Source organism: Photobacterium kishitanii (genome assembly GCF_003026355.1).
Lineage (GTDB): Bacteria > Pseudomonadota > Gammaproteobacteria > Enterobacterales > Vibrionaceae > Photobacterium > Photobacterium kishitanii.
Genome location: NZ_PYON01000027.1, coordinates 17,351 through 41,521, shown reverse-complemented (window position 1 = coordinate 41,521; position 24,171 = coordinate 17,351). Strand labels below are relative to the sequence as shown.

The following is a 24,171-nucleotide window of genomic DNA, read 5'->3' as shown; positions in this document are numbered from 1 at the left end:
GATTATTAGCTGTTAAATAAACGCAAATGCATCCGCAAACATATGCTCACGCACAGCGCCTTTTTCAGTACAGAAACGCTCACGAGCGGCTCCTGCCATTTCAAAACGACCGCAGACATAAATGTCATAGGCCGATAAACTGACAAAGTCTTCAGCAACGGCATCAAGCACATTACCCACTTTACCTTGCCAACCTTCCGGCGCGGTTTCAACCACAGGTACATAACTAATATTTGGGTATTGCTGTGCCAATTGCTGCATTTCATCATTAGCATATAGCTGACACAAATCACGTCCGCCCCAATAAATGAATATCGGTTGCGTTAAACCACGACTAATACAATTATCGACCATACTGCGAATATAAGAGAAACCAGTACCACCAGCAATCATCACTAATGGGCGCTGACTTTCATGACGCAGCCATGCCTCACCATGCGCAGCTTCAATTGTTACCGTTTGCTGATCACTTAAGGCCTTTTTCATGGTCTCAACCACTTCTAATGCATAAGCATTATGCTCGGCTGCACCAATATGAAGTTCAAGCTCGCCTTGACGACAAGGGCTGCTAGCAATCGAAAATGGGCGTTTATCCTGCTCACCCATGACAGCTAATAAATATTGCCCTGCTTTAAAATCGAGGGCTTGTAATGGCTTTAATAAAATACGGTATGTATTACACGCCAACGGTTCAACTGACTTTACTTCACATTTGATAGACATGGTTTTCCTCTAGTCTAACGATAATACCAAGTCACTTTCCACCCTCGCTTGGCAAGCAAATATCCAGCCTTGTGCCTGCTCTTGTGGCGTCAGCATCGGTTCAAGCACATAGCTTATTTGGCCTTGCTGTTTACGGCACATACACATCGCACAAGCACCAACTTGACAGCGATTAGGGAAAGCAATGCCTGCGTCGAGCGCTGCTTGTAATACTGTTTGCTGCGCATTGGCTGCAAAAGTAATGTTATTGGGCAACAGGCGTACTTGGTACATAAAAAACTCTCATTCAGTGGTAAGTTTTATCACTGAAACATAAAATATTCGGCTCTTGATTGGTACTCAATCTAACGAGTGTGATTCATTAGCAATCGCTAATTGAGACCACATCGCATCAATGCGTGCCACAATCTGTGGATCTTTAACTATCGGAGTACCCCACTCACGTTGGGTTTCAGCGCCAAGTTTATTGGTGGCATCAAAGCCGATTTTCGAACAACGGCTTGCCGTCGCAGCGATTAATACCGTATCACGGCTTGGATCCATACGGGTAGTGACAGCCCAAATAACATCATTCCAATCACGAACATTGACGTCACCATCACACATAATCACAAATTTAGCATCTGTGAACTGATTCAAAAATTCCCATACCGCCGTCATCACTTGCAGTGCTTCGCCTGCAACAGTTTTATTAATACTCACAATTGCCATACTGTGATCAACCGCTTCCGGCGGTAGATAACAATCAATAATGGCAGGGAATTGCTGCCGTAATGCGATTAATCCCGCTTCAATATCAAACTCTGGGTTAATTAATGGCGCTTTTTCTGTGGTATTTGCTAACTCTGCTGGCCATTTAATAGTGGCATCAATACCCATTTTTGAGCCTAAGCCCACCACAGGTGAGGCAAAATCAAGTGAATCTATCGGAGTGTTTTCAATTAATAAGCTGTCTCGTACGGGATCCATTTGGGTTGTCATCGCGCCAATCACACTGTGCCAATCGCGTGCATTGACATCATCGTCACACACAATTACAAATTTAGTGTACATAAACTGGCGTAAAAACGACCACACGCCCATCATTACTCGTTTAGCATGACCGGGATATTGTTTCTTCATCGTTACCACCGCCATACGGTAAGAACACCCCTCTGGCGGCAAATAAAAATCTACAATCTCAGGAAATTGCTTGTGCAAAATAGGCACAAACACTTCATTTAACGCGACCCCAAGTACTGCTGGTTCATCCGGTGGGCGGCCAGTATACGTACTGTGGTAAATCGGATCATTACGCATCGTGATATGGGTGATGGTAAATACATGGTGCCGCTCAACCTCATTGTAATAGCCAGTATGATCACCATAAGGACCTTCATCGGCGTATTCTTCAGGGTCGATATAGCCTTCCATCACGATTTCAGCACTAGCAGGCACTTGTAAATCATTACTGATACTTTTAACTACTTCAGTACGGCTACCACGTAATAACCCTGCAAATGCATATTCAGACAAAGTATCTGGCACTGGAGTAACTGCACCGAGTACTGTTGCGGGATCAGCACCAAAGGCAACTGTGACCGGAAATTTTTCACCCGGATGTGCTTCACACCATTCACGCATATCTAACGCACCACCACGGTGAGCTAACCAGCGCATAATGACTTTATTTTTAGCTATTTTCTGCTGGCGATAAATACCGAGGTTTTGGCGTTTTTTATTTGGGCCTCGAGTAATGGTTAAGCCCCATGTCAACAACGGTGCTACATCATCGGGCCAGCAACTCATAACCGGGATTTTATCTAAATCTACTTCGTCGCCCTGCCATATTATTTGTTGGCAAGCCGCCTTGCGAAGTACTTTAGTTGGCATATTAAGCACTTGCTTAAATACAGGGATTTTATTGATGGCGTCCCGTAAACCATGCGGTGGCTCCGGCTCTTTTAAATAGGCTAACCATTCACCGACTTCACGTAACTGCTTAACATTATCACGCCCCATTCCCATCGCGACTCGTTCAGGTGTACCAAACAAGTTTGCCAATACTGGCATGTCATAACCTACAGGATTTTCGAACAACAATGCTGGCCCACCAGCACGTAAAGTACGATCACAAATCTCGGTCATTTCCTGATTAGGATCAATCGGCTGTTGAATACGTTGTAATTGCCCTTGCTGCTCTAAATAGGCAATAAAGTCACGTAAATCCTTGTATTTCATAGCGACTACCTGTAGCTAAACTAAGTCAACCAGCATCACTGATATCAACTTAATGAGAATGATTTTTGGTAGTATAACCAGTTGTGAGATGGAAAACACCCGTCGTCCACAAAAAGAAAATACCCGTTTTAATTCTGTGGGTTAACGAATAAAGACAATGAATAACATTTAATTTAAGCAAAAAAAAACGTCACCCTAGGGTGACGTTTTTAATTCAATAACCACTCACTTAATTATGATTTCTGACGACGCATTGCGTCAAAGAACTCTTCATTAGTTTTAGTCATTGATAGTTTGTCGATTAAGAACTCCATGCTGTCCGTTTCACTCATTGGGTGAACGATCTTACGCAGGATCCACATCTTCTGTAGTTCATCAGCTTTCGCCAATAGCTCTTCACGACGCGTACCAGAACGATTGATATCAATCGCAGGGAAAACACGCTTCTCAGCAATCTTGCGAGAAAGGTGAAGTTCCATGTTACCAGTACCTTTAAATTCTTCGTAGATAACTTCATCCATCTTCGAGCCAGTATCAACTAGCGCTGTTGCGATGATTGTTAAGCTACCGCCTTCTTCGACATTACGTGCAGCACCAAAGAAGCGCTTAGGACGGTGAAGGGCGTTAGCATCCACACCACCTGTTAGTACTTTACCTGAAGAAGGAATCACAGTGTTGTAAGCACGTGCAAGACGGGTAATTGAGTCAAGTAAGATAACAACATCTTTCTTATGCTCAACCAAACGTTTTGCTTTTTCGATAACCATTTCTGCCACTTGAACGTGACGTGATGCTGGCTCATCAAACGTTGATGCAATCACTTCGCCTTTCACAAGACGCTGCATCTCTGTTACTTCTTCTGGACGCTCATCAATCAGCAAGACCATCAACACACATTCAGGGTGGTTGTGAGAAATACTTTGAGCGATATTTTGCAGTAACATGGTTTTACCCGCTTTCGGCGGGGCAACAATCAAACCACGTTGACCTTTACCGATTGGCGAGGCTAAATCAAGTACACGTGCCGTAATATCTTCGGTTGAACCATTACCACGTTCCATACGCATACGAATATTGGCATGTAGCGGAGTAAGGTTTTCAAATAGGATTTTATTGCGGGCGTTGTCAGGTTTGTCGTAGTTTACTTCGTTAACTTTCAGTAGTGCAAAGTAACGTTCACCGTCTTTTGGTGGACGAATCTTTCCGGCAATAGTATCGCCAGTACGAAGGTTAAAACGACGAATTTGGCTCGGTGATACGTAAATATCATCAGGACCTGCAAGGTAAGAACTGTCTGCGCTACGCAGAAAGCCGAAGCCGTCTTGCAAAATCTCTAGAACACCGTCGCCAAAAATATCCTCACCACTTTTAGCATGTTGCTTAAGAATGGAGAAGATGATGTCCTGCTTACGTAGGCGGGCCAGGTTTTCCAATCCTAAACTTTCGCTAAGTGATACCAACTTAGGAATAGGTTGGCTCTTGAGTTCTGTAAGATTCATAGTGGTGGGTTTCTTGTCTGTCAAAATCGGGGTTCTATATTAGTTGAGATAAGGATGACCAATAGGGCCTGGTCAAGAAATGAACGGAAATGCAATTTCTGTGCGTTACGTTAACACTAAACGTTCTATTCGTCTAGCATAGTCGCTAGACAAACCATGCACAACTTAGAAATTGTGCATGGCTCGCAATTATATCACTTATAAGTTCGCATCAAGGAACTCTTTTAGCTGTGTTTTTGATAACGCGCCAACTTTAGTTGCAGCAACTGCGCCATCTTTAAACAATAATAACGTTGGAATACCACGAATACCAAATTTTGGCGGTGTCGCCGCATTTTGGTCGATATTTAATTTACCAATCGTTAATTTACCTTCATATTCATCAGCGATTTCATCAAGAATAGGGGCAATCATTTTACATGGTCCACACCATTCAGCCCAGAAATCGACTAGTACCGGGCCAGCAGCATTGACAACATCAGTATCAAAACTTTCATCGGTAAGCTGCACAATCTTATCGCTCATCTTCCACTCCAACAGTGATTTTGTTAGCTGATATTGAATTAACCAGCAAATCGTTATCCTATTTGAATGGAATACGTTTCGTATTGCAACCCTAAGCTGATATTCTATAGTAATGAAGACGACACATATCACAGAGCAGAAATTTGCCGAACTAGGGTTAAACCCTCTAGTGCTAAAAGGATTGGAAGAGAAAGGGTTTCATAATTGTACCCCGATCCAGGCCTTGGCATTGCCAGTTGTGCTCACTGGCCATGATATCGCGGGACAGGCTCAAACAGGTACGGGTAAGACCCTTGCCTTTCTGACCGCTACTTTTAACCATCTATTGGAGACTCCTGCACCAGCAGAACGTAAAACCAATCAACCGCGGGCGATCATTATGGCGCCAACGCGTGAGTTGGCGATCCAAATTTTCAATGATGCTTCATCACTACTTGCAAGTACTGGCCTTAAAGCTGGCCTTGCATATGGTGGTGAACCTTATGAAAAACAAAAACAAGTGTTTGATGAAGGTGTCGATATCCTAATCGGTACTTGTGGTCGTATTATCGACTTCTACAAGCAACGCGTTATTGACCTTGCAAGCATTCAAGTCGTAGTACTTGATGAAGCTGATCGCATGTTCGATTTGGGCTTTATTAAAGATATTCGCTTCTTGTTCCGCCGTATGCCAGAGCCTAAAGCTCGCCTAAATATGCTGTTTTCAGCAACATTATCATACCGCGTTAAAGAGCTTGCCTTTGAACACATGAATAGCCCTGAAAGTGTTGTGGTTGAACCTGAACAAAAAACAGGCCACCGCATTCAAGAAGAATTGTTCTATCCTTCAAACCAAGAAAAAATGCGTTTATTACAAACGTTAATTGAAGAAGAATGGCCAGATCGTGCGATTATTTTCGCTAACACTAAACATCGTTGTGAAGATGTTTGGGGTCATTTAGCTGCTGATGGCCATCGCGTTGGTTTACTTAATGGTGATGTACCACAGAAGAAGCGTGAACGTATTCTAGAAGAATTCACCAAAGGTGATCTTGATATCCTTGTCGCAACAGATGTTGCTGCTCGTGGTTTACATATTCCAATGGTTACCCACGTATTCAACTACGATCTACCTGATGACGCTGAAGATTATGTTCACCGTATTGGTCGTACTGGTCGTGCCGGTGAAAGTGGTCATTCAATCAGCTTTGCTTGTGAAGAATACGCAATTAACTTGCCAGCGATCGAAACCTACATTGAGCATGGTATTCCACAATCAAAGTATGACTCTGATGCCCTATTAGATGATTTACCTGCACCGATTCGCTTACAGCGTAATCCTCGTCAAGGTGGTCGTCGTAATAACCAGCGTCAAGGTCAGGGGCAATCTCGTCAGCGTAATAATCGCCGTCGTCCGCCACAAAACAAACCAGCATAAAATAAGTTAAAGTATCTCTATGGAAAGAAATTCAGTATCACCGCTTTATGCCGCAATTGATTTAGGTTCTAACAGCTTTCATATGTGGGTTGTTCGTGAGGTCAATGGCAGTGTTCAGACGCTAGCTAAAATTAAACGTAAAGTACGTTTAGCGGCGGGTTTGAATAATCATAACGAACTCAGCCAAGAAGCCATTCAACGTGGCCTTGACTGTTTGGCTATCTTTGCCGAACGTTTACAAGATATCAAACCTGATCATATTCGCATTGTCGGTACTGCCGCTTTGCGTACAGCGGTCAATGCTGACGAATTTCTTTCTCAAGCTCACAGTATTCTTGGGTACCCTGTGAGTGTAATTGCGGGTGAAGAAGAAGCACGCATTATCTATCAAGGGGTAGCGCATACCTCTGGTGGCAGTGACAAACGCCTGGTCGTCGATATTGGCGGTGCGAGCACCGAAGTCATTATTGGTGAAGGTTTTGATGCCAGTGCATTAACTAGCCTAAAAATTGGTTGTGTCACGTGGCTGGAGCGCTATTTTAAAGATCGCTACTTAACCTCGGTCAACTTTGATGCTGCCATTAATGGCGCTAAAGAAGCGATTGAAGCCATTATTGAGCGTTATACCCAGCAAGGCTGGGAAACCTGTGTTGGCGCAAGTGGCACCGTGCAAGCATTACAAGAAATTATGCTGGCACAAGGCATGGATGAAATTATTACCCTGCCAAAACTTAAGCGTCTTCAACGCCAAGCGATGCAGTATGAACGTTTGGAAGATCTTGATATTGAAGGCTTAACATTAGAACGTGCCCTTGTTTTTCCAAGCGGGTTATCGATTCTAATTGCGCTGTTTGAATCATTACAAATTGAATCAATGACTCTCGCTGGCGGTGCGCTACGTGAAGGCTTGGTTTATGAAATGATGGATCAAATGCGTCATCACGATGTCTGCGCTCGAACGATTACTAGCATGCAACAACGGTTTCAATTAGATCATCACCATGCAGACAGCGTGAGTGATATGGCACTGGCGTTATTAGCTCAGTGTCCAAATTGGCAATTGGAACCGCCTGCAGAAAACCTCCTTCAAGCTGCCGCTAAATTACATGAAATTGGCGCTAGCATTGAATTTAAAAAAAGTGGTGAACATGCGGCTTACTTAATTAAGCACATGGATTTACCCGGCTTTACTCGCGCCCAAAAAAATCTTATCGCTGAGCTACTGCGTCGTCATAACGGCCCATTAACCAGCTTACCTGAACAACATGCGTTATCAGCGCCAAGTGCAGCTCGTTTACTACGCTTGCTACGACTAGCGATTATTTTATGCCATCGTCGAGATCAAACCTGTTTGCCTCCATTTAGCTTACACATGGAAGACAACAAATTGACCTTATTATTATCGGCAAAATGGTTGATCAATAATCCACTAACTCGCAGTGAACTGACCCAAGAAGCCACCCGCCAAACAGATATGGGCTGGCCAATGGTAGTAACGGCACAAGACTGATCACCAGCATAATAATTTAGCGACGAGATTTATTCTCTTAGCACTACGATCAAAAAAGGCTCCCCAAGGAGCCTTTTTTATTAGCTGTTACTTTACTATCAACCCGATTTAGCCAGTAATACCACTGTGACGCAGCATTGCATCCAGCTGTGGTTCTCGGCCACGGAAACGCTTGAACAATTCCATCGGCTCTTCACTGCCACCTTTTTCCAACACGCAAGTCAGAAAGTCGCTACCTGTTTGAGGGTTAAAAATGCCTTCTTCTTCAAAGCGTGAGAACGCATCAGCCGACAATAATTCTGCCCACAAGTAACTGTAGTAACCTGCACTATAGCCACCAGCAAAAATATGACTAAAGCTATGTGGGAATCGACCCCACTCAGGGCTTGGTACTACCGACACTTTATCTTTAACTTCAAGCAAAGTTTCTAGCACTTGCGCACCGACCTCTGGATCGTAGTTAGAGTACAAGCTGAAATCAAACAACCCAAACTCAAGCTGACGTAAAATAAACATCGCCGATTGGAAGTTCTTTGCCGCTAGCATTTTATCTAGCATCACTTTCGGTAGTGGCTCACCGGTTTGATAATGACCAGAAATAAACGCTAATGCTTCTTCCTGCCAGCACCAGTTTTCAAGAAATTGACTTGGTAATTCAACTGCATCCCATGGAACACCATTGATACCTGACACTGCTGCAACATCAATCTGAGTCAGCATATGGTGGATACCATGACCTGTTTCATGAAATAACGTCGTGACTTCGTTATGGGTAAACAACGCAGGCTGATCGCCAACAGGGCGATTAAAGTTACAGGTTAAATACGCTACTGGTGTTTGCAAGCTGCCATCAATGCGAGTACGGCGAACCATACACTCATCCATCCACGCGCCACCACGTTTATGTTCACGAGCATATAAATCTAGGTAGAAACTACCACGCAATGTACCTTGAGCATCAAAGATGTCATAGAAGGTCACCGATTCGTGCCACACTTCAACCCCTAAACGCTGTTTGATATCCAAGCCAAATACGCGCTTTAGCACTTCAAATAAGCCTGCAACCACTTTTTGCTCAGGGAAATACGGCCGTAACTCTTCATCAGAAATACTGTAACGATGCTGTTTTAATTTTTCAGAATAAAACGCAAAATCCCATGGTTCTAACTTTTCAACGCCAAATTCATTACGAGCATAGTCACGTAACTCAGCAACTTCACGTTCACCTTGTGGCTTCGCACGATCAGCTAAATCATTTAAAAAACCCAACACTTGATCGGTTGATTCAGCCATTTTGGTTGCCAGTGATTTTTCACCATAGTTGCTAAAACCTAATAAACTCGCCAGTTCATGACTCAGTTTCAATTTTTCAGCAATAATTTCTGAATTATCAAACTCACCCGCATTTGGACCGCGATCAGAAGCGCGAGTACAAAAGGCTTGATACATTTCAGCACGTAACTCACGGTTATCACAGTAAGTCATCACTGGTAGATACGATGGAATATCTAAGGTAAACAAATAACCTTGCTCACCTTTGGCTTCAGCATTTGCTTGTGCTGCTTGCAATGCAGATTCAGGTAAACCGCGTAGTTGCTCAGCATCAGTAATCACTTTGCTCCATGCCATGGTGGCATCTAACACGTTATTACTAAAGGTTGAGGCTAATTCAGATAAGCGTTTACTAATATCACCAAAACGTTTTTGTTGCTCAGCAGGTAAACCAATACCCGATAACTCAAACGCTTTAAGGGCATCATTAACCGCTTTTTGTTGTGCTTGACCTAAATCAGCAAAATCTTCACTGGCTTGAATCATCTTATACGCATCATAAAGGCCTTTATGCTGTCCAACCCAAGTGGCGTAATCTGACAATAACGGCAAGCAGCTTTCATACGCTTGGCGTAACTCAGGGCTATTTTTAACCCCGTTAAGGTGTCCGACTGGTGACCAAATACGTCCTAAACGATCATCCAACTCTGCCAATGGGCGACAAATCGTGTCCCAGCTTGGCATTTGTAATTGCGATAGCACCGATTCAACGTTGTTACGACAATCAATGATCGCTTGTTCAACCGCAGGTTTAATGTGCTCAGGCTTAATATGAGCAAACGGTGGTAAATCGGTCATCGTCAATAATGGGTTAGACATACGCTTTTCCTTTATTTTTATCTTCTTATTAACATGCGCCCGCAATAGATAAATTTCAATCCTTTGATCGGTTTAGAGTATAAAAAGGTAGAAATAGCGTATTTAGTCAATGTTGATCGGCGCAAAGGTTGGCACCATGGTTGGATATTAGTGAATAATTGACGATAATAGCCTTTAGCACCCCTGCTTTAGATACCGATAGAGACTGATTTCATGCTGAGTTATCGCCACAGCTTTCACGCTGGCAACCACGCAGATGTGGTTAAACACATTGTTCAAAGCCTAATTCTGGATGCACTCAAGCAAAAAGATAAACCGTTCGTGTATCACGACACTCACTCAGGTGTTGGTCGTTACGATCTCCAAGATGAGCGCAGCGAAAAAACCGGTGAATTTAAGCAAGGTATCGCCCGTATTTGGTCACGCGATGATGTACCAACAGAAATCGCCGCTTATATTGATGCGATTAAAGCCCTTAATAACAGTGATGAACTACGTTACTACCCTGGCTCACCAAAAGTAGCGCGCGCACAAATTCGTGACCAAGACCGCATGGTATTAACCGAATTACATCCAAGCGATTTTCCATTATTACTGCAAGAATTTCGTGGTGATCGCCAAGTTAAAATCTATCAAGAAGATGGCTTTGCCCGTCTAAAAGCGAGTTTACCGCCGAAAGAGCGTCGTGGGGTGGTATTGATTGATCCACCTTATGAACTCAAACATGAATACCAAGATGTAGTAAAAGCGATTAAACAAAGCTATCAACGTTGGGCGACAGGTACTTATGCGATTTGGTATCCCGTCGTTTACCGCGAAACAATTGATAATATGCTTGCTGGTCTAAAAGACCTCAATATTCGTAATATTCTTCAAGTTGAACTTGGGGTTGAACCTGATACTGAAGAGCGCGGAATGACGGCTTCTGGAATGATCATCATTAATCCACCATGGAAACTTGCTAGCCAAATGCAGCAAATACTGCCATGGCTACAACAAGCAATTGCGCCAAATCACGGTCATCATAAAGTTGAGTGGATCGTACCAGAGTAATCTTACTGCATTATTTTTTCGCTCAATAAACAGCCACATTCCCCTGTGGCTGTTACATTCCTCACGTGACAATCATCATTTCCGATGGTAAAACACTATATTAATCGGTTTTTCCGATTTTAAATCCTCGTCACTCAGCCCAATCTTGATTACACTAGGTGACAGTGAATATTCATAACATCTATTGGAGTAAAGTCATGGCAAAGCATTTTGATTACATCTGCATCGGTGGCGGTAGCGGTGGTATTGCATCAGCAAATCGCGCTGCAATGTATGGCGCTAAAGTAGCAATCATTGAAGCAAAAGCGCTTGGTGGCACTTGCGTTAACGTTGGTTGTGTACCAAAGAAAGTAATGTGGCACGGTGCCCAAATCGCAGAAGCTATGCACCTTTATGCTAAAGATTATGGTTTTGACGTTGATGTAAAAGGCTTTAATTGGAGCAAACTGGTTGAAAACCGTGAAGCCTACATTAGCCGAATTCATACCTCTTACGACAATGTATTAGGTAAAAACAACGTTGAAGTGATCAATGGTTTTGCTACCTTTGTTGACGCTAAAACAATTGAAGTTAATGGTGAACATTACACTGCTGATCATATTTTGATTGCAGTTGGTGGCGAGCCAACGATTCCCAATGTACCTGGTGCTGAACACGGTATCGATTCTAATGGTTTCTTTGAGTTACTAGAGCAACCTAAGCGTACCGCTATTGTTGGTGCGGGTTATATCGCAGTTGAAATTGCAGGTGTATTAAGTGCGCTGGGTACTGATACTCACCTGTTTGTTCGTAAAGAATCACCACTACGTAGCTTCGATCCAATGATTGTTGATACGCTAGTTGAAGTAATGGCAACAGAAGGTCCAACTCTGCACACCCATTCAGTGCCTAAAGAAGTGGTTAAAGAAGCTGACGGTTCAATCACACTTCATTTTGAAAATGGCGAATCACACAATACTGATTTACTGATTTGGGCCATTGGTCGTCATCCAACCACTGACAAGATCAACCTTCAAGCAACGGGCGTTGAAACCAATAGCCGTGGCTATATTAAAGTTGATCAATTCCAACAAACCAATGTTGCAGGTATCTATTGTGTTGGTGACATCATGGAAGGCGGCATCGAGCTAACACCGATTGCAGTTAAAGCAGGACGTCAATTATCTGAGCGTTTGTTTAATAACAAGCCAGATGCCAAGATGGATTACAGCCTAGTTCCTACTGTTGTATTTAGTCACCCACCGATTGGTACTATTGGTCTAACGACTCAAGAAGCTATTGACCAATACGGCGAAGACAACGTCAAAGTCTACCAGTCAGGCTTTACTGCTATGTACACCGCGGTAACTACCCACCGTCAGCCATGTAAAATGAAACTTGTTTGCGCAGGTGATGATGAGAAAGTCGTTGGCCTACATGGTATCGGTTATACCGTTGATGAAATGATTCAAGGTTTTGGTGTCGCGATGAAGATGGGCGCAACTAAAGCTGATTTCGATAGCGTGGTAGCTATTCACCCAACAGGTTCTGAAGAATTTGTTACCATGAGATAGTTACAACACTATCTTTGATATTAAAAAGGCCGCTAATGCGGTCTTTTTATATTTAATTTTCAAGTAAGTCAGTTACAATACTTCGTCTTTATAAACCGCCTTAGATTTAGTAACCATATAGATCTTCATATGACAGATAATAATGAAAAAACTATTTCCCTTTTGTGTAATTATATTTTTAAGTATTTTTTTATCATTATTAATTAGTAATATAACTATTAGATACATAGAAAAAAATCAAATAAGTAACATTTTATCACTATTAGACAATGTTATTTACAAACCACAGTTACATATTGAACATGAAAGCAACATTGATGGCAGTAATAAAGAAAACAATGAACGTTTTTTAGAAAACATTGAAATAAAATATCCAGAGATAATGAATATTTCATATATCGATAATGGAAAGTACTACTATAATAATAGTGGCATTAATAAACCTGTCCCTAAATATATAAGAAACATAATCTCTGATAATATAAGGGTTAAATTATTTAACGACCCCTATGATAAGAATAAAATAAATTATATATTTAAATTCGGCTCTGGTTATTACCTGATTGATTTTTATTCTGAATTATTGAAAACGCTAAGTCATAATGCCATAACTAATTTTGAAATTATTGATTCAAATGAAAAACCAAAAAGTAATTTATATTACAGCTTGAGTCACAACGCTAAACATCTACATGTGATTATTATCAGTGGATTGACGCTTAATAAACTATTATTAATAATGGCTCTAAGCTTCAGCCTATCATTAATATCTTTAAAAATTGTAGAATTAAATTTAACATCTTTTTTTGAGAGTAAAAAAGTATTACATCGAAAGTTAAAAAAAGCAGCAAACAATCATGAGTTTGTTCCTTACTTCCAATCAGTTTACTCGACTAAACAACAAAAGTTCATTGCCGCAGAGGTGCTATGTCGTTGGATTTACGATGGAAAAATCATTCCCCCCTCAGAATTTATAACAGATCTCGAAAAAACACCGGATATAAACATCGTCACTTTTAAATTAATAAAAGATGCTTTTGCCACTATAAGAAAATCAAGTGTAAATAAAGACTTCATGCTAAGTTTCAACTTTACGGTGACAATGCTGCTTGATGAAAAATTCATGAATAAAATAATTCATTTCATTCGAAAAAACCCGGCTATAAAAAATAAATTTATAATCGAATTAACAGAAAGCGAAAATAACTTTATTTATTTAAATGAGATAAATAAAGTGATGCAACAATTAAAACAAGAATCAATCTTATTATCAATTGATGATGTTGGTACCGGATATTCTAACTTATTGACCATTCAAGAATTACCCTTCGATATCATGAAAATAGATCGGTGCTTTATCTCTGATAGATTTGCAGTATCAAAAAGTAATATGCTTGAAACATTAGCCACGTTAGGTAACGCATTAAATCTAACGATTGTTGCTGAAGGTATTGAAACTGAGTCAGAAGTAAAAAAAGTAAATAGTTTTAATATTGATTTATGCCAAGGGTTTTATTACTCAACTCCCTGTGATGCTAAAACATTTATTGCAAGGATTGAGTCAGAACCACACTTATATCAATAAAAAGGCACCACAGTCAGTGATGCCTTTAGAGGCTCAAACCATTCTCTAATGATGATGATGACCATCTTCATGGTTATGGCCACAACTACAACTCGGTGCTATCACTGTTTGAATGGGTGTTAAGGTAATTTTAGATAATAGCTCTTCAGTGCTAACTGTATTCAATAAATGCATATTTTCAGCATTAACCGCCATTGGGTCTGCAATAGCACGTTGGGCTTGCATCACTGCAATTACTTGTTCAGTAACAGCTTCTGGTAACGACAGCTCACGGATCACTTTAAGTTCATTATTAGCAGTATCTAATGCCATCATTGATAACGCTAATGTCGATTCGGTTGGTTGTTGAAAATATTCTGCTGGAATCGCCGCAGCATTAAATTGAATATCAAATGCAAGTTCAGCTAATTTAAACACCACCAAACAACCGCCATTATCAGTTTTCATTAAACCAAACTCTGCGGTGGCTTCTGCCATCATTTGCTGCTCTTCTGCCGTGATGCCATTTAAACCGATAAAAACAATATTACTCATGTCATTACGGAACATTTCAATAACGGCGCCATCACCAGCAATAAACGGGTGTTCATCAATAATCTGACCGACATGAAACTGCTGATTTGAATGTGCTGCCATGGTGTACCTCATCATTATTTAAGCTCAATCATTTCAGTTTACACGAAATCAACAAGCATTTATGTTAGCGTTCTATTATTAATCATTACCTTATAACTAACAATATAGTTAAAAACTAAAACACTATTACTAACAAGTAACAATGCTAATGGTTAAAACTATAAAAAAAGCCCTAACAAAACGTTAAGGCTTTAATTTATAACAACTAAATTTTATATTTTATTGTGCAGGAGCAAAATCTGCCGCAGCTGAACGATGAGCGGTATAAATTGCTTCGCCATCACTCTCTGCATCAAAGATAACTTTAACATCAGGACTAAATAAAATAACGTCACCCACTTCAGCTACATATTTAATACCAGCTTCATCACGAACAACAATTTTACCTTTAGTGATCACTTTGTACTCAACTGAATCATAGAAGTATTCAAATTCAACCCCTGGTGACATAGTGAAGTGACCAATAGTCAGTGCGTTGCTATTTGTTGTTACGGCAACCTCCGCCATATCACTTTTTAAGCCTTCAACTTCTAGTAACTTACTTAAGTCATTAAGTTTAAAAGTACCTGACTTAATCAGTGTGATACCTGGCTTGGTTGTTAATGTAGTCATAGGTAGATCCTTATTTTTATATTAAGACCAAAGTCGATGCTTTCATCTTATCGAGTACAGATGATCGAACTACCGTAACAGTAATCGAATCTATTATTGGATTTGGGTGTTACACAAATAAATGCTGTTTCCTATCAACGTTATTGTCATAACCTAAATAGAATATTTATTTAATTGAGCATCATCTTTAGTAATGCTTTCTGATGTGATGCAGTTTAACTGATCATCAAGAATCAACAATAGCTTAAAAATATAAATACTATTACTGTATGGTAACAATAATTCGACATAACAGCCTCGACACCCAGCAAATAACCTTTTTATTTATAATGATATCTCGTCGTTCATATCGCTATTGAGTGCCTCAAGAATAAAAACCCCAAATAATCGCATAAGTAACCATTTTTTTAGTTGTAAACTATTCCATCTATTCAATAAAAAATGTAATCTTCGATTCCTTATTTATGGAATAGTAGTGAATAGTTATTCCACCAAGACCTCGGGGATACCCCCATTAATTCGGCCGTTTCTACCAGTAGGTTATGACAGATATGCATCAACAAGCAGTAGCACCACCAAAAAATCTCAATAATTGGTTAATGTTTATCATCCCATCGTTAATCGGGGTGTTTTTATTTATGGCACCGATTAACTTTAATGGCGATATCACGATTCCCATCGCTGTATTAGCAAAAACCATTCAAAGCCATTTTGAAAATTCACTAACATCAATTGTGACTGGTGTTATCAGTTTCACTGCCGTGATGTCTATTATCACCAAACTATTTAAGCCCGGTTTTATCCTTCGAAACAGCTTCGTTAATGGCTTATTAAACCCTTCTCCAATGTGGTTTATCGTCCAACAACTTGGCGCTATCTTTGCTGTAATGACCTACTTTAATTTTGGTCCAGTGATGTTTCGTAACGATGCCACTGGTGGTTTAGTATTAAATGATTTGCTGCCAGTATTATTTTCAGTCTTTATTTTTGCGGGCTTATTGCTGCCGCTACTACTCAATTTTGGCTTACTGGAATTTTTTGGTACTTTATTTACCCGCATCATGCGCCCTATTTTTGGTTTACCTGGTCGTTCATCCGTCAACTGTATTGCATCATGGTTAGGTGATGGTTCAGTTGGAGTCCTGCTGACCAGTAAACAATATGAATCAGGTATGTATACCCAACGTGAAGCGGCAGTTATCGGTACCACATTTTCTGCAGTATCGATCACCTTCAGTTTAGTGGTTATTGCCCAAGTAAATTTAGAGCATATGTTTGCCCCTTTTTACTTAACGGTTTGTTTAGCCGGTTTAGTGGCTGCGATTATCGTGCCGCGTTTACCACCATTATCACGTAAGAAAAATGTCTATATTAATGGCACTACTGAATCATCACATGATGAAACCGTGCCTGAAGGACACAATGTTTTTTCTTATGGGCTTGAGCAAGCACTTAAAAAAGCAGCGGAAGTAAAAAGCGTACCAGCGATTGCACTTGATGGAATTAAAAATGCCGTTGATATGGTATTTGGGGTGCTGCCTGTCGTTATGGCAATTGGTACGATGGCATTGGTGATCGCGGAAAACACCCCGATTTTTGATTACCTCGGGATGCCGTTTATTCCATTCCTTGAATTACTGCATATTCCTGAAGCAGAAGCAGCATCTAAAACTATCGTGGTCGGTTTTGCAGATATGTTCTTACCGTCTATTCTGGCATCAACCATTCAAAGTGATATGACTCGCTTTATTATTGCAGCAATGTCAGTTACTCAGTTGATTTACATGTCTGAAATTGGCGCGCTATTAATTGGTAGTAAAGTGCCGGTTAAAGCATGGGAATTATTTGTGATCTTTATTCTACGTACTCTGGTGACCTTGCCAGTGATTGCGTTAATGGCACATTTGATTTTCTAAAGCATCATTATATAAATAAAAAAGGCGACCACTTGGTCGCCTTTTTTTATCTTACATTTACGGCATTAGCCTTTGTAAATCTTGGGATTAAACACATCCCGTAGCCAATCACCGAGCAAGTTAATCACTAACACTAGCGTAATCAGTACTATTCCAGGGAAGGCAGTGATCCACCATGAGCCCGAGAAAATATAGTTAAATCCAATACTGATCAGTGAACCAAGTGAAGGTTGATCAACCGGCAAACCTAAGCCTAAAAATGATAGCGCAGCTTCCGACATAATCGCATTGGCAACCTGTACGGTTGAGATAACTAAAATCGGTGATAAACAGTTTGGCAAAATATGACGGAACATGATCCGCGGCGCGCGAAAGCCCATCACTTTAGCCGCTTCAACATATTCTTTCTTTTTCTCTGCCAACACAGAAGCACGTACCGTTCGCGCATATTGCGGCCACTCAGCAAAACCAATGATCACCACCAACATAATCACCGCATATTGGGCATAGGTTTCTGCCCCTAACGCAGTCCGGAAAATTGCCGAGACAATGATCGCGACCATCATGGTTGAAAACGATAACTGCACATCGGCAATTCGCATTAGTAAGCTATCAATACGGCCACCAAAATACCCCGCAGTTAAACCGACAATCACCCCAATAGTTAATTGTAGTGCTACTGCCAATAAACCTATCGTCAGTGATAACCGCATCCCATATAAGATAGTGGAATAAATATCACGTCCTTGATCGTCAGTACCTAACACAAAGCTTTGATCGCCATCTTCCATCCACGCTGGCGGTAACTCAGAATCCATAATATCGATTGACGATAAATCATAAGGATTGGTTGGCGCGATAAAAGGCGCAAATAGTGCCGCGGTGGCAAAACTAATAAAGACAGCAAAACAGACCATTGCCACTTTATCTTTCAGAAAATAATAAACAATATCGGAATTTTTAAAACGCTGCCAACGACTAGGTGCAACGGTGCTAATACTATCCATGACTTATGCTCCCTTGCCCGTCAAGTCTACCGTTGGGTTAACCAAGCCATAAAGCAGGTCAACAATGGTATTGGTTACCACAAAAATCAGGCCGACAAAAATCACATATGCTGTGATAAGTGGAGTATCGACACGATTAATAGCATCTAAAAATAATAGTCCAGTACCTGGCCACTGAAACACGCTTTCGGTCAAAATGGTGTAGGCAATCATGGTACCGATCTGTACCCCACCAACAGTTAATACAGGTAGCATGGTGTTTTTTAATGCGTGTTGGTAATAGACCTTATTCATTGGTAATCCCTTTGCCTTGGCAAATTTGATGTACTCAGAGCTTAAGACTTCCAACATTTCAGAGCGCACTAATCGAATGAATAATGGCAACATAATTGAGGCTAACGCGACACATGGCAGCACTAAATGCTTGAGGCCATCAATGGTAAAAAAGCCTGATTCCCAACCCAAGTAATTCGCTGTCTCACCCCGTCCAAATGAGGGTAACCAACCTAACTCAATCGAGAACACATACATCAACATGATCGCGGTTAAAAACACTGGAATAGAAATACCAATACTACTAAATGCCATGACTGCTTTAGTAAACACACTGCGAGGGTGAATCGCAGAATAGACCCCGAGTGGAATTGAGACCAAAATAATGATCACTGTCGCACCAAACACTAACTCTAACGTGGCGACTAACTTATCTAAAATAACCTCAGTAGCAGGGCGCTTAAAGGTGTATGAAGTGCCTAAATCCCCCTGAATCGCATTGCTAAGAAAACGACTATATTTAGTCACAAACGGATCATTGAGACCCAAATCATCCCGTAATTGTTGACGTTCAGCTTCTGATACCGACTGCCCGACGAGTTCTCGTAACGGATCGCCAAGGTTATCCTGAATGGCAAATGCCACCAGACTGATCACAAACATCACTATCAGTGCCTGAAACAGGCGTTTGACCAGAAACGAAAACATTCCCTGCCCCTTTTAATTCATCCTGAAAAAATGCCGGAGCAAGCCCCGGCACTCATGCTTAGCTATTGGTGGCTAACGATTATTTCTCATCAACCACGAGATCACCAAAGTATGGCTGTTCCATTGGGTTTACTACATCAGCGGCGTGGACATTACTACGTGCCCCCCATGCTAGGCTTTGCCAATGTAATGGTACAAATGCCGCTTCGTTATAAAGCGTTGCTTCCACTTGTTTTAACATTACCGCACGCTTAGCTGGATCGGTTTCAATATTAGCGGCAGTAACTAGCTTATCGACCTCTGGGTTAGAGTAGAAGCCACAGTTATATTGACCTTTACCTGTTTTCTCATTGCGAGTCATGGTCAAAAACTCAGTCATATTAGCTGAATCTTCGGTATCTGCATGCCAACCAATCATCATCATATCGGCAGAACATTTATCAAACTCTGGCCAGTACTGCGCTTTGGGTAAGGTTTTTAAATCAACTTTAATGCCAATTTTTGACAACATTGCAGCTGTCGCTTGGGCTATTTTTGCATCGTTCACGTAACGGTTATTTGGCGCTAACATAGTCAGTGTAAAGCCATTTTCATAACCAGCTTCTTTCATTAATTGCTTAGCTTTCTTAACATCATAACGCGGCACCAATTCACTATCGTGACCTTGGTAACCAGCAGGACTTTGTTGACCAGCAGCAGTTGCAAAACCTTTCATGATTTTCTTTACAATGCCTTCATTATTAATCGCATGCACAATCGCTTGACGAACACGGACATCTTTTAATGCTTCATTGCTGTTTTGATTCATTTGAAACGAGATAATACGCGTACCCGGTAAAGTTACTAAATCAACCCCCTTGGCATTTTTAAGACGCTTATGATCATTAGGTGCAACGTGGTCAATCATATCAACCCCGCCAGAAAGTAATGCTGCAACACGGGTCGCATCTTCTTTGATCGGTAATAGCGTAATGGTATCAACATTGCCTTTTGAGGCTGTATCCCAATAACCCGCAAATCGAGTAAATTCAACTTTTACCCCTTGCTCACGCTTAGTGACCGTAAATGGTCCCGTACCTGACATGTGAGTTGAAGCGAATGAATTACCGTGTTTGGCAACTTCAGCTTTATCTTTACCATCAGCCGTCTTACCAGTGTAAAACTTGCTATCCATTGGGAAAATGTAGGTTGCAGTTTGCAGAACCAATGGGTAAGCGCCTTTTGAAATAATATCTACCGTATAATCATCAACTTTTTTCATCTCAGAATACGGTTCAAAAATCGCTTTAAAATCAGGTGATGACTGGAGACGATTAAAGGTCCAAATAACATCATCAGCCGTCAATGGATTACCCGAATGAAATTTCACTCCAGGGCGTAATTTAAAACGGAATGTATGAGCATCAATACGCTCCCAGCTTTGTGCCAGACGCGGTTCAAAATCCATTTGCTGAGTAAAACGTACTAGTGGATCAAATACCATATGCGACAGCTGTAGTGTACCGCCAGACAATTGCTCATGAGGATCAAGCGATACCGGATCTGACGCATAACCGAGCTTTAAATCTGCTGCGGTAACACTAAAACTCAAACCTGCAGCAATCAATGCTAGTGCTAATTTATTCTTGATGGTTTTCATTGCATAACTCCTTTATGCCTAAGCGCCGTTGCTTAGTCTGTTTTTACTTATCAACTCATAACAACTCATTAAGCACGTTGCTGAGGTTTAATTTCTAACCCTTTAAATTCAGGCATTAACGAAATCAAATGCTGACTATATTGATGCTGTGGTGCGGTAAATAATTGTTCTGTTGGCGCGACTTCCAACAATGTTCCCTGTTGCATCACCCCGATTCGATCACACATTTGACGAATAACCGGTAGATCATGGCTAATAAACAACATCGTCAAATTAAGTTCATCTTGTAAATCTTTTAATAGATTAAGGATCTGTGCTTGTACTGAGACATCCAATGCCGATGTTGGCTCGTCACAAATCAATAATCGTGGTCGCGTTGCCAACGCCCGTGCAATCGAGATCCGCTGTCTTTGGCCGCCCGAAAACTCATGCGGAAATTTAATCCCCGCAGCTCGCCCTAAGCCAACATGATCCAATAAATCATTCACAATCTGGCGAGTTTGAGCTTCATTTTTCGTTAATTTATGAAACCGAATTGGCTCAGCAATAATGTCAAAAATACGCATTCTGGGATTCATTGAGGTATACGGATTTTGAAACACCATTTGCATCTGACGACGTAGTGGACGACGTTCGGCTTCACTTTTTAAAGCAGTCAAATCAATACCTTCAAAACGTACTTTGCCGCTATTTGGTGGGTATAAGCCAGCAATCACTCGAGCAATAGTTGATTTACCAGAACCGGATTCGCCAACTAAACCAAACGTTTCGCCTTCTGCAATATGAAAACTGACATCGTTATTTGCCTGCACATATTCGCGCCGACTCTCAAATAACGAATCTTTAGTAATAAAGCGCAAGTTAACATGCTCAACCTCAAGCAATGCACCTTCATAAGCACGTTGATCTTGGCTTTGCCCTAACCAATGATTCTTTACATCTAATGGCGGTGGCTGTTGAGCATCTTCAATATAAGTGACTAACGGGAATCGTTTCAGTTTCACATCTGAACGCGGCACAGCCGAAATCAAACTTTGGGTATAAGGATGTTGTGGACGTCGCAGCACTTGCTCAGTAGTCCCGATTTCAACTAAATCGCCACGATACATAACTGCAACGCGATCGGTAACATTTGAAACCACGCCCATATCATGGGTAACCAACATACAGCCAACATTTTTCTGCACACATAAATCACGGATCAAGGTTAATATTTGATCTTGAATTGATACATCTAATGCTGTGGTTGGCTCATCGGCAATAATCAAATCTGGCTCACCGGCTAACGCAATCGCAATCACTACCCGTTGACGCATACCACCAGAAAACTGATGCGGATATTGTTTAATCCGTAATTGAGGCTCAGGAATACCAACTTGTTCCATCAATGCTAATGCACGCTTTACCGCTTCAGGTTGCGACACCTTTAGATTAGTAACAATAGTTTCAGTTAGCTGTTGCTCAACCGTAAACAATGGATTTAATGACGTCATTGGATCTTGGAAAATAAAACCAATTTTTGAGCCGCGAACTTGGCGCATTTTATCGGCACTTAAACCAGAGATTTTATTGCCATCTAAAAAAACATCACCACTCGCGATTTTTCCTGGCGGACTTAATAAATCAATAACGGCATTACCAACCGTAGATTTACCAGCACCGGACTCACCGACAACACCCACAATTTCACCACGCTCAATTGAGAATGACAGTGATTTCACTGCTGCATGGACACCATGACGCGAGGGATATTCTATACGAAGGTTTTTTACTTCTAATAATGCCATTATCAGACTCCACTACTGGCAGCATCCTGCCTATCTGAAAAATTGAATCCTTTCCATGCCAATACTATTGTCTGATCGCATGCCTTAGTTCAATTTGTCAAAAATATTACAAAAAAGCAACAAAACAAAGTAAAAAACTATCACTATTTATATTTCTCGCATATTTATTTTATATAAGTGCATACTAAAACAACGGAACACTAAACAACAAATAAACCATAACATCCTGAATTACAATCAACGACCTCTTAAAAACCACACAATAAACCAAACAACTATAAACATTAAAAAACACCATCATGAATAAAACAGCAAACACCACCAATACAGCAATTAACATTAATTAAACAAAGTAGCGTTTTTTTTCAAAAATATAGCGATAACAACTACTGAAAATACGAACATCAGTGGATATAGCTACCACTACGCTGGATGGCACAATTTACATCAACAGCCTTCACAGCATCTTCGAACTGTTTTCTAAAATTTAATCAGAGTCATGAACTCACACCCAACATCCACATATACGCTACCAAACGGCATTATTTTCTATAAACGAAAAAAAACTGAATCTTTCGATTCAGGTTTCTTAATGGTGGTCGCTGAAGAGCGAGATTCTAATATCGAAGACCCCCGCCCCTCTGATTTCCAGATTAAATATTCAAAGATATGCTATTGATCATTTTCTTCAGATGAAAAAAAACCTGAATCTTTCGATTCAGATTTCTTAATAGTGGTCGCTGAAGAGCGAGATTCTAATATAGGTGAACCCCCGCCCCTCTGATTTCCAGATTAAATATTCAAAGATGTGCTATTGATCATTTTCTTCAGATGAAAAAAAACCTAAATCTTTCGATTCAGATTTCTTAATAGTGGTCGGTGAAGAGCGAGATTCTAATATCGAAGAACCCCCGCCCCTCTGATTTCCAGATTAAATATTCAAAGATGTGCTATTGATCATTTTCTTCAGATGAAAAAAAACCTGAATCTTTCGATTCAGGTTTCTTAATGGTGGTCGGTGAAGAGGGATTCGAACCCCCGACCCTCTGGTCCCAAACCAGATGCGCTACCAAACTGCGCTATTCACCGACAATGTTTAGGCTTACAAGGCCAAGGTCTCTAATAAAAGATAACCTGAATAATGGGGTGGCTAACGAGGCTTGAACTCGCGACAACCGGAATCACAATCCGGGACTCTACCAACTGAGCTATAGCCACCATTGTAAGTGGTCGGTGAAGAGGGATTCGAACCCCCGACCCTCTGGTCCCAAACCAGATGCGCTACCAAACTGCGCTATTCACCGACTTAATTCTGTGTGCTTGTAAAACAAGCGGGCTTTAAAAAGCCAACATGCTG

The 24,171-nt window shown here is 41.0% G+C and carries 18 protein-coding genes and 3 tRNA genes; 6 read left to right on the top strand and 15 right to left on the bottom strand.

The annotated features are described in order from the left end of the window. Positions 1 to 12 precede the first annotated feature (12 nt). The 5 genes from fre to trxA all read right to left on the bottom strand — a co-directional run bounded on the left by fre (position 13) and on the right by trxA (position 4,967). On the bottom strand, positions 13 to 723 hold the full coding sequence (fre, locus tag C0W29_RS19970; RefSeq protein ID WP_045045808.1) for an NAD(P)H-flavin reductase: 711 nt from the start codon (positions 721 to 723) through the stop codon (positions 13 to 15). Positions 724 to 732: 9 nt separating this feature from the next. Continuing rightward, positions 733 to 996 (bottom strand): 2Fe-2S iron-sulfur cluster-binding protein, encoded by a 264-nt coding sequence (locus C0W29_RS19965; RefSeq protein WP_036789195.1) that lies wholly within the window; start codon positions 994 to 996, stop codon positions 733 to 735. Between the two features lie 66 nt (positions 997 to 1,062). Next, the gene (gene ubiD / locus C0W29_RS19960) at positions 1,063 to 2,943 is read right to left on the bottom strand and encodes a 4-hydroxy-3-polyprenylbenzoate decarboxylase (RefSeq protein WP_036789193.1); all 1,881 of its coding nucleotides are present in this window, start codon (positions 2,941 to 2,943) and stop codon (positions 1,063 to 1,065) included. Positions 2,944 to 3,176: 233 nt separating this feature from the next. Continuing rightward, entirely contained in the window at positions 3,177 to 4,442 is a 1,266-nt protein-coding gene (gene rho, locus C0W29_RS19955) for a transcription termination factor Rho (RefSeq protein ID WP_036789191.1), read from the bottom strand. A 198-nt stretch (positions 4,443 to 4,640) separates the two neighbouring features. Continuing rightward, positions 4,641 to 4,967, bottom strand: coding sequence for a thioredoxin TrxA (gene trxA / locus C0W29_RS19950; RefSeq protein WP_036789189.1), 327 nt, complete (start codon positions 4,965 to 4,967; stop codon positions 4,641 to 4,643). A gap of 112 nt (positions 4,968 to 5,079) precedes the next feature. Between trxA and rhlB the strand changes: the two genes are divergently transcribed. Further along, positions 5,080 to 6,384: an ATP-dependent RNA helicase RhlB gene (rhlB, locus tag C0W29_RS19945; protein ID WP_045043962.1), complete on the top strand. Its 1,305-nt coding sequence runs from the start codon at positions 5,080 to 5,082 to the stop codon at positions 6,382 to 6,384. Positions 6,385 to 6,403: 19 nt separating this feature from the next. Beyond that, positions 6,404 to 7,894, top strand: a complete 1,491-nt coding sequence (gppA, locus tag C0W29_RS19940) for a guanosine-5'-triphosphate,3'-diphosphate diphosphatase (protein WP_036789185.1) — start codon at positions 6,404 to 6,406, stop codon at positions 7,892 to 7,894. Between the two features lie 108 nt (positions 7,895 to 8,002). Here gppA and prlC read toward each other — a convergent pair whose 3' ends face one another. Further along, positions 8,003 to 10,045 carry an oligopeptidase A gene (prlC, locus tag C0W29_RS19935; RefSeq protein ID WP_036789183.1) on the bottom strand — a complete coding sequence of 681 codons (2,043 nt, stop codon included), beginning with the start codon at positions 10,043 to 10,045 and terminating at the stop codon, positions 8,003 to 8,005. 213 nt (positions 10,046 to 10,258) lie between these two features. Here prlC and C0W29_RS19930 point away from each other — a divergent pair, with 213 nt between their 5' ends. The 3 genes from C0W29_RS19930 (at position 10,259) to C0W29_RS19920 (ending at position 14,236) form a co-directional block, all read left to right on the top strand. Further along, a complete protein-coding gene (locus tag C0W29_RS19930; RefSeq protein WP_058120452.1) occupies positions 10,259 to 11,098 on the top strand; it encodes a 23S rRNA (adenine(2030)-N(6))-methyltransferase RlmJ in 840 nt (279 codons plus the stop codon). Between the two features lie 197 nt (positions 11,099 to 11,295). Further along, a complete protein-coding gene (gene gorA / locus C0W29_RS19925) occupies positions 11,296 to 12,651 on the top strand; it encodes a glutathione-disulfide reductase (protein ID WP_045045807.1) in 1,356 nt (451 codons plus the stop codon). Between the two features lie 142 nt (positions 12,652 to 12,793). After that, positions 12,794 to 14,236 (top strand): EAL domain-containing protein, encoded by a 1,443-nt coding sequence (locus tag C0W29_RS19920; protein WP_045045806.1) that lies wholly within the window; start codon positions 12,794 to 12,796, stop codon positions 14,234 to 14,236. Positions 14,237 to 14,281: 45 nt separating this feature from the next. Here C0W29_RS19920 and C0W29_RS19915 read toward each other — a convergent pair whose 3' ends face one another. Together C0W29_RS19915 and C0W29_RS19910 are read right to left on the bottom strand one after the other, a co-directional pair. Then, entirely contained in the window at positions 14,282 to 14,872 is a 591-nt protein-coding gene (locus C0W29_RS19915; RefSeq protein ID WP_036789166.1) for a hypothetical protein, read from the bottom strand. A 219-nt stretch (positions 14,873 to 15,091) separates the two neighbouring features. Then, positions 15,092 to 15,484, bottom strand: coding sequence for a hypothetical protein (locus tag C0W29_RS19910; protein ID WP_036789164.1), 393 nt, complete (start codon positions 15,482 to 15,484; stop codon positions 15,092 to 15,094). A 551-nt stretch (positions 15,485 to 16,035) separates the two neighbouring features. On the opposite strand from C0W29_RS19910, the gene C0W29_RS19905 reads away from it, so the two are divergent. Next, positions 16,036 to 17,400 carry a YjiH family protein gene (locus C0W29_RS19905; protein WP_045043957.1) on the top strand — a complete coding sequence of 455 codons (1,365 nt, stop codon included), beginning with the start codon at positions 16,036 to 16,038 and terminating at the stop codon, positions 17,398 to 17,400. Positions 17,401 to 17,465: 65 nt separating this feature from the next. Here C0W29_RS19905 and C0W29_RS19900 read toward each other — a convergent pair whose 3' ends face one another. The 7 genes from C0W29_RS19900 to C0W29_RS19870 form a co-directional block, all read right to left on the bottom strand. Further along, positions 17,466 to 18,407 carry an ABC transporter permease gene (locus tag C0W29_RS19900; RefSeq protein WP_036789161.1) on the bottom strand — a complete coding sequence of 314 codons (942 nt, stop codon included), beginning with the start codon at positions 18,405 to 18,407 and terminating at the stop codon, positions 17,466 to 17,468. Between the two features lie 3 nt (positions 18,408 to 18,410). Beyond that, complete coding sequence (locus tag C0W29_RS19895; protein ID WP_036789159.1) at positions 18,411 to 19,388, bottom strand: ABC transporter permease; 978 nt, start codon at positions 19,386 to 19,388, stop codon at positions 18,411 to 18,413. A 79-nt stretch (positions 19,389 to 19,467) separates the two neighbouring features. Further along, entirely contained in the window at positions 19,468 to 21,027 is a 1,560-nt protein-coding gene (locus tag C0W29_RS19890; protein ID WP_036789158.1) for an ABC transporter substrate-binding protein, read from the bottom strand. 68 nt (positions 21,028 to 21,095) lie between these two features. After that, positions 21,096 to 22,814 (bottom strand): dipeptide ABC transporter ATP-binding protein, encoded by a 1,719-nt coding sequence (locus C0W29_RS19885; RefSeq protein ID WP_045043956.1) that lies wholly within the window; start codon positions 22,812 to 22,814, stop codon positions 21,096 to 21,098. Positions 22,815 to 23,826: 1,012 nt separating this feature from the next. Further along, positions 23,827 to 23,903 (bottom strand) — tRNA-Pro (locus C0W29_RS19880). A 53-nt stretch (positions 23,904 to 23,956) separates the two neighbouring features. Then, positions 23,957 to 24,032, bottom strand: a tRNA-His gene (locus tag C0W29_RS19875). A gap of 9 nt (positions 24,033 to 24,041) precedes the next feature. Continuing rightward, positions 24,042 to 24,118, bottom strand: a tRNA-Pro gene (locus C0W29_RS19870). Positions 24,119 to 24,171: the final 53 nt, after the last annotated feature.